The organism is Sulfolobales archaeon, from assembly GCA_038897115.1.
Taxonomy (GTDB): Archaea; Thermoproteota; Thermoprotei_A; order Sulfolobales; family AG1; genus AG1.
The window spans coordinates 1-5,918 of the sequence record JAWAXC010000125.1 but is presented as its reverse complement, the minus strand read 5'-3'; the positions used below and the strand labels follow the sequence as shown (position 1 = coordinate 5,918).

The 5,918-nt window shown below is 43.5% G+C and carries 8 protein-coding genes and 1 tRNA gene; 3 read left to right on the top strand and 6 right to left on the bottom strand.

Features of this window, described 5'->3' with window-relative positions; all coding sequences use genetic code 11:
- Window positions 1–412 (top strand): carboxypeptidase M32 (locus QXE01_11290; protein ID MEM4971820.1); only part of this gene is annotated, 412 nt, incomplete at its 5' end.
- Window positions 413–675: 263 nt separating this feature from the next.
- Here QXE01_11290 and QXE01_11285 read toward each other — a convergent pair.
- The 3 genes from QXE01_11285 to QXE01_11275 all read right to left on the bottom strand — a co-directional run bounded on the left by QXE01_11285 (window position 676) and on the right by QXE01_11275 (window position 2,109).
- Window positions 676–752 (bottom strand) — tRNA-Ile (locus QXE01_11285).
- 167 nt (window positions 753–919) lie between these two features.
- On the bottom strand, window positions 920–1,528 hold the full coding sequence (locus tag QXE01_11280) for a 30S ribosomal protein S7 (GenBank protein MEM4971819.1): 609 nt from the start codon (window positions 1,526–1,528) through the stop codon (window positions 920–922).
- 113 nt (window positions 1,529–1,641) lie between these two features.
- Complete coding sequence (locus QXE01_11275; protein MEM4971818.1) at window positions 1,642–2,109, bottom strand: LEA type 2 family protein; 468 nt, start codon at window positions 2,107–2,109, stop codon at window positions 1,642–1,644.
- A gap of 382 nt (window positions 2,110–2,491) precedes the next feature.
- On the opposite strand from QXE01_11275, the gene QXE01_11270 reads away from it, so the two are divergent.
- Window positions 2,492–2,782: a hypothetical protein gene (locus tag QXE01_11270; protein ID MEM4971817.1), complete on the top strand. Its 291-nt coding sequence runs from the start codon at window positions 2,492–2,494 to the stop codon at window positions 2,780–2,782.
- A gap of 24 nt (window positions 2,783–2,806) precedes the next feature.
- Window positions 2,807–3,259 (top strand): hypothetical protein, encoded by a 453-nt coding sequence (locus QXE01_11265; protein MEM4971816.1) that lies wholly within the window; start codon window positions 2,807–2,809, stop codon window positions 3,257–3,259.
- Between the two features lie 19 nt (window positions 3,260–3,278).
- Here QXE01_11265 and QXE01_11260 read toward each other — a convergent pair whose 3' ends face one another.
- The 3 genes from QXE01_11260 to QXE01_11250 form a co-directional block, all read right to left on the bottom strand.
- Entirely contained in the window at window positions 3,279–3,725 is a 447-nt protein-coding gene (locus QXE01_11260) for a hypothetical protein (GenBank protein MEM4971815.1), read from the bottom strand.
- A 227-nt stretch (window positions 3,726–3,952) separates the two neighbouring features.
- Complete coding sequence (locus tag QXE01_11255; protein ID MEM4971814.1) at window positions 3,953–5,446, bottom strand: hypothetical protein; 1,494 nt, start codon at window positions 5,444–5,446, stop codon at window positions 3,953–3,955.
- 174 nt (window positions 5,447–5,620) lie between these two features.
- Window positions 5,621–5,918 (bottom strand): hypothetical protein (locus QXE01_11250; GenBank protein MEM4971813.1); only part of this gene is annotated, 298 nt, incomplete at its 5' end.

Here is a 5,918-nt window from a genome sequence, read left to right as displayed (position 1 = left end):
CGAGATCGAGAGACTAGCTATTGCAGGAGAGATAAGGGTCAGCGATATACCAGAGCTATGGAACGATCTAATGGAGAAAAACCTAGGTATAAAGCCCAAGAAACACTCAGAAGGGGTTCTCCAAGATATACACTGGAGCAACGGATCAATAGGGTATTTCCCAACATATACAATAGGAACCATAGTAGCCGCCCAGATTAGAGAGGCGGTGGAAAGAGATCTAGGGGATCTAGCAGATCATATATCGAGAAAGAACCTAAACACAATCAGAGAATGGCTGAGAGAGAAGATCCATAGATGGGGAGCAACATACCCGCCAAAGCATCTAATCAAAATAGCAACAGGAAAAGATATAGAGCCAAAAAGCTATATCAAATATCTCCAGAGGAAATACCTAGAAAGAACTATTTAGACTATATAGAAGAAGATAGCTGAGAGCATCTAGATCCTTAACGAAACTAGCAACATAGACTCACTCTACAGCTGAAGCCTCCCCTTTTAAGTGAGGAGAAGACAGCTAGAGAATATCGGAATCCTCTAAAGCAATAATCCGAATTTCTATATAATGAGAATATATGGTTCAAGGCTATCCCGAATTAATATATACTAAATATATTACTGGCATGGGAAATCCCTCTAAGAATATGTATCTCTATATCAATTGATCTATATCTATGGTGGGCCCGGGGGGATTTGAACCCCCGACCCCCCGGTTATCAGCCGGGTGCTCCACCAGGCTGAGCTACGGGCCCTACTCCAAAAATCCTCTAGCTATGGGGGCTTATATCTATCGATCAAGGTAATCGATCTTTTAGATCTTCTTACCTTCTAATGAATATAGGTTTTATATATAGGAGCTCGAGAATTAATAATATTAATAAGCGGGGATAACGGTGTTTCTAGGAACTAGAGGGCTGTCTTATCTGGAGCTCAGCGCTATCCTCTCTATCTCGTCCTTCCTGCTTATAGCATAGCTCTTGGGATCGTTTGATGCTGCAGCTATAATCTCATCTGCTAAGCACTCCTCTATGGGTCTTATGCTTTTGAATGCACATAGCCTTGCACCCTCTACCATGTGTCTCAATGCTAGATCGACCCTTCTCATTGGGGACACATCGACGGCTACGTGATAGATTATACCACCATACATGATCCTCGTAGTCTCCTCCCTAGGAGCAGCATTCTCTATCGCCCTCACAAGAACCTGTATTGGGTTTTCCTTTGTCCTCAGCGCTATTATTTCAAATGCGTTCTTAACAATATTATAGGCTAGAGCTTTCTTCCCGGTATTCCTACCCCTCCTCATTAGATTATTGATTAGCCTTTCAACAATTGGGACCCTGGCTTTACCGAATCTCCTGTGCTCATGCCTCCCACCAGTGTGGGGGAGGAATACTGGTTTAAGCGATATATATTTCTTAAGACTAGGATCCCTAACATCAACACCTATAAAGCTCCACTTACCAAATAGCTTTATATCAGCTACCGAAACAACGCTCTCAGATATATCCAGAGCCTCGCTTGACATGGTCTAACCCACTATAGGGTATATAGCTAAGCAAGCCTATAAGTAGAGGATAATAACATCACTATCTTGGGGTTCACCGCTAGTGGGATAGAGATCTAGGTTTAAAAACTTCTCTACATCTTAAATGTTGTTTCGCGGATCTCCTCTACCGTTCCCAATAACGTGTTTCTATATATATAGATCTTAAGCTTCATCGAGAGCCCAGAGCCTGATATGATCTTAAAGAAGATCTCTCCTAAAGCAGATCTGCTGATCATGAAGTCAGTATCCAGCGTTACAGAGCCTCTAGCAGGGATCTCGATACGCCCACTATAGCTTCCAGACCCCAGCTTGGTATCGCTTATATATAGCTCATAGATAACTCTATCTATAGCTACAGTTAAGCTTCCATTATTATATAGCCTAACCCCCACCCTAAGGGTTATGCTATCTTGACTAATATTCCGTGGCAGAGCCGAAGCTATACCTACATATATATTCTTCAGACCCTCTCTAGCAACATTATAGTCATAATAGCCGTAGCCGAGGAAGCCTAGGATAGCGATGGCTACGACCGCTATGATCACATATGAGGCTCTCATAGCAACCCCTTCTTACTACCCCTGATCCCCTTATAAATGAGGATCTATCGTAAGCGATATGTGGAATTTATATTGGGATTGTAATTGGAACCATTACTCTTTAACCTGGGATGCTTGGGCTAGCTATTCAAGGGGGAGGGAGTTGAGATGAGGAGTTGGGTGCACAGGGTTTATGGTTTCACCAGGCCTAAAATCCTATGCCTCGCCACCCTCGCCTGGCTCATCGAGCTTATAGTGGGCTCCTTACTTTAGGATAGCTGATATGATGGCATAAGCCTCTACACATTAGAGCAAATACCATTAATAAATATAAACCAATATAAAACCCAGAACAGCGGCGGTAGGGATTATAACCTTTTACAGTATATAGTATGGGAGAGGTGTGGAGGCTATAAAGCTTCAAATAGATCCATGGACTCTCTTCTTCCTACTAATGATAGTGTTCTTTCTAATATCTATGCTAAGCAATATGTTCCAGCAGAGGGAGAAGAAGCCGAAGGAGAAGATAGTTACTTATACAATAATAGCATGTATAATGGGGGATTATGAGGAGAAAAGAGAGTTTATACCAGGCGATTATGTGGGGAAGGTTATAAGGGATAGGAGATGCCCTAAAGATAATGGGGAGCTGAGGATCAAAGCTATCTATGCGGAGAAGCAGCCTATACAATAGATCCTAGAGATATGTGGGGGTAAAATGTCCGAGAAGATCCTCTTATATAACGATGGATGCGCTATATGCTATAGAATGGCTAGATATACTTGGAAGATAACCAGGGGGAGAATCAAGATCCTCGGCATGTTCTCAGATAGCGCCTCTCAATATAGAGAGGCTATTCTTAGGATGCTTGGAAACAACGAAGATCTCTATAGCTCTATGCCATGGCTCATAGATGGGAGGAAAGTTATGGGTGGCATCAGTATTATCGCACCAATATTCTTCGAGGCATTTAAATCCCTTTTCAGACCTGGGAAAAACATATTTAGAGATCCTATGCCAATGCGGTGTGAGCCCATCGCTGTTGGTAGGGGTATTCGCAATAGGATCTCATATGGTCTAGAGATAATTGTCAGGATGCTTATCCAGAGCTATAGATCTATTTTAACGAAGAGGTATAAGGGGTATCTACCAGAGCCCATTAATACCTAAATAAATATTAAAGGAGAGGTTATTGAGATGCCGTAGCGCCTGAAGAGGCCGAGGTGCTCTCCTCTAGAACACCTAGCCTTCTAAGCCTAGAAGCCATGGAACCCCATCTAGCCTTGAACTTCCTCGGTGCAAGGGGTCTAACCCTCTTAACATCTGATCTAGGTATATAGCCCTTCTCCATCCCAGGCAGTGCAAAGGTGCCATCGGGCATCTCTATTACCTCATCATTCTCTATAAGCTTGATCAAGACCTTCCTCAGCCTATCCTCTCCAGCAAGACCGCTGAAATAAGCCCTAAGCTCTTTCCACGAAACCGGCTTGCCGTTCTCGGCAATCTTCTTCTTCACAAGCTCTATAAGCTCCTCATCATCAGGCGCCCTCATAACTATGATATCCTCATCCTCATATATCACATTCTTTTCCTCGCTCTTCCTACCCTTACCCCCTTTTTTCTTTTCCTCTGACAACTTATCTCCCAATATAATTACCCCTTGGGTTTTTATAAATTTTTATATTTATTATTTGATCGAGGGGTTATTGTTAAAGGAATAGCTAAGCATAGATTTCAAAACATAGAGGATGTGTCTAACAATTAAACTATATATTCTATTCTGTTTATATAAATTAATAATAATATATAATATAGATGGTTTAAATCAAAGCCTTTCTTATAAGGGGCGGAGAAGGTTGATATCTATCCTGTGGTGATCAGCTTATATCCACTTCCAACATCGATTATTATCCCTGGTGATATTGAAGATGCAACGACTACAACCCATCCATCACCGCCCCTACCCCCTTTTCCACCATACCCATTCCCAGCTCCTCCGAGGCCTCCTATAGCCTTTATAATGCCTGTTCCCTCTACCGAGTTGCAGTATATGAATATTGCCCCAGCCGCTCCTCCCCCACCGCCGCCGCCATTGGGGCTGGAAGGGGTTCCACCACTCTCGCCAGATGCGTCTATAACGCCATTGTTTAGTATGAGTTTATTGCATATAATCATGATCCCCCCACCACCCCTTCCCCCTGGGCCTCCATCGTTCCACGTGTATAGACCTGCATCACCCGGGCCTCCAGAGCCTCCTCCAGCCCCGTATAGGCTTAGATCTGAAAGCTGGTATGGTGAGATCATAAGTGTCTTTATAAATGCTCTATAGTCTATTGTAACACCATCCATAGGTAGCCCATATCCTCCCGCCCACCCACCGGGTGCTGTATAGTCGAATAGAGATGCGCTCCCACCTCCCAGTCCCCTGCAATATAGCTGTGTATTTGTATTCCTCACCTGTGCTCCTGTACCGCCACCACCTGCACTAGCTACAGTACCTCCGTTAGCTAGATCACCATATGCTGTTAACCAGTCCCCACATCTCTGACCACTTGGATAGATATAGCTATAGAGTATATTCCCAGCACCTCCAAGCCCTTTCGAGGATAGTGTACCGCTTATCGCTATAGTATCGGCTACTATAATTCTTGTTACACCTATGCCTCCTAAAGCCTCTATTCTATGTAGTTCAACACCACCAGGCCAAACGCCGATCCAAGTCCTTCTAGGGGTTGGATCCGCGATATATAGTGTTACCCCATCTCCTATAACAAGATTCCTAGCAAATGTAACCCTAACACTCCCCATAGCCTCATCACCCGAGAACCAATATGTCCCTGGAGCGGTGTATACAATATCCGGCATGCCCCTTGCAACAGCCAGAAGACCCGTGATCCATACATCGCTTGAGCTGCTATTCATATTATTATTATTACTTAAAATATATTTATATGTATAGATCATACCATTACTAGCTATAACACCTAGATATGCCTGGCCACTCGCCACAATACTGAATATATTACTTGGAAGCAAGCGTGATAAGTCCAGGGGAGATCCGGGGGATATATATGCTATAGCATTGCCCCCAGATATATTGTAATAAACAAGACCAGAGGATCCATAGACCATGATGCCGAGAACCCCAATGGATCTATCGGAATACATATATATTGTAGAGCCGTTCGGCTCAAACCATACCCTAGCACTAAGATCCATAGCTATTCTAGATATAGATGAGAATAGCCTGCTCTGATAAAGATTAAGCCCCTCTAGATAATAATAGATCGTAGAAACGGCTATGATGAATATAGCTGCAACAATAATCGCGCTAAAGAGAGAAGCATCCCCCCTCAAAGCCAGCCCCAATTAGATAGAAGGGCTAATAAGATGTTATAGCCAACGGCTCTCGAAGAGCTGGTGAGGAGGCTAAATAGGGGTGATGAGGTGAAGGGCTTAAGATCCGATGAAACCGGGGCCACTAACCCTCTATAATAGGACGAAGATCACCCAGATTCTCTATCTTTTATCTTATATCTCGCTATCCTCATACCCTTTAGGCTCTTCAGAAGATATTCTATGCCCTAGAAAATCTGTGATCACTAGGATAGCCATTTCCGGGCTTATAACACCTATCTCGGTTATTATAGCATCTATATATTCTGGAGGGGTTGCGTCGAAAACAGGGTTTCTAATTTCTACACCATCTATCGGGGGGTCTAGGATTTCCCTAGGATCTCTCTCCTCGATCTCAACAGCCTCCCCAGCGAGTGTGTATGGGGAGAATTTATATGTCTCTGCAGCAACGTAGAAGGGAACCCCATATACC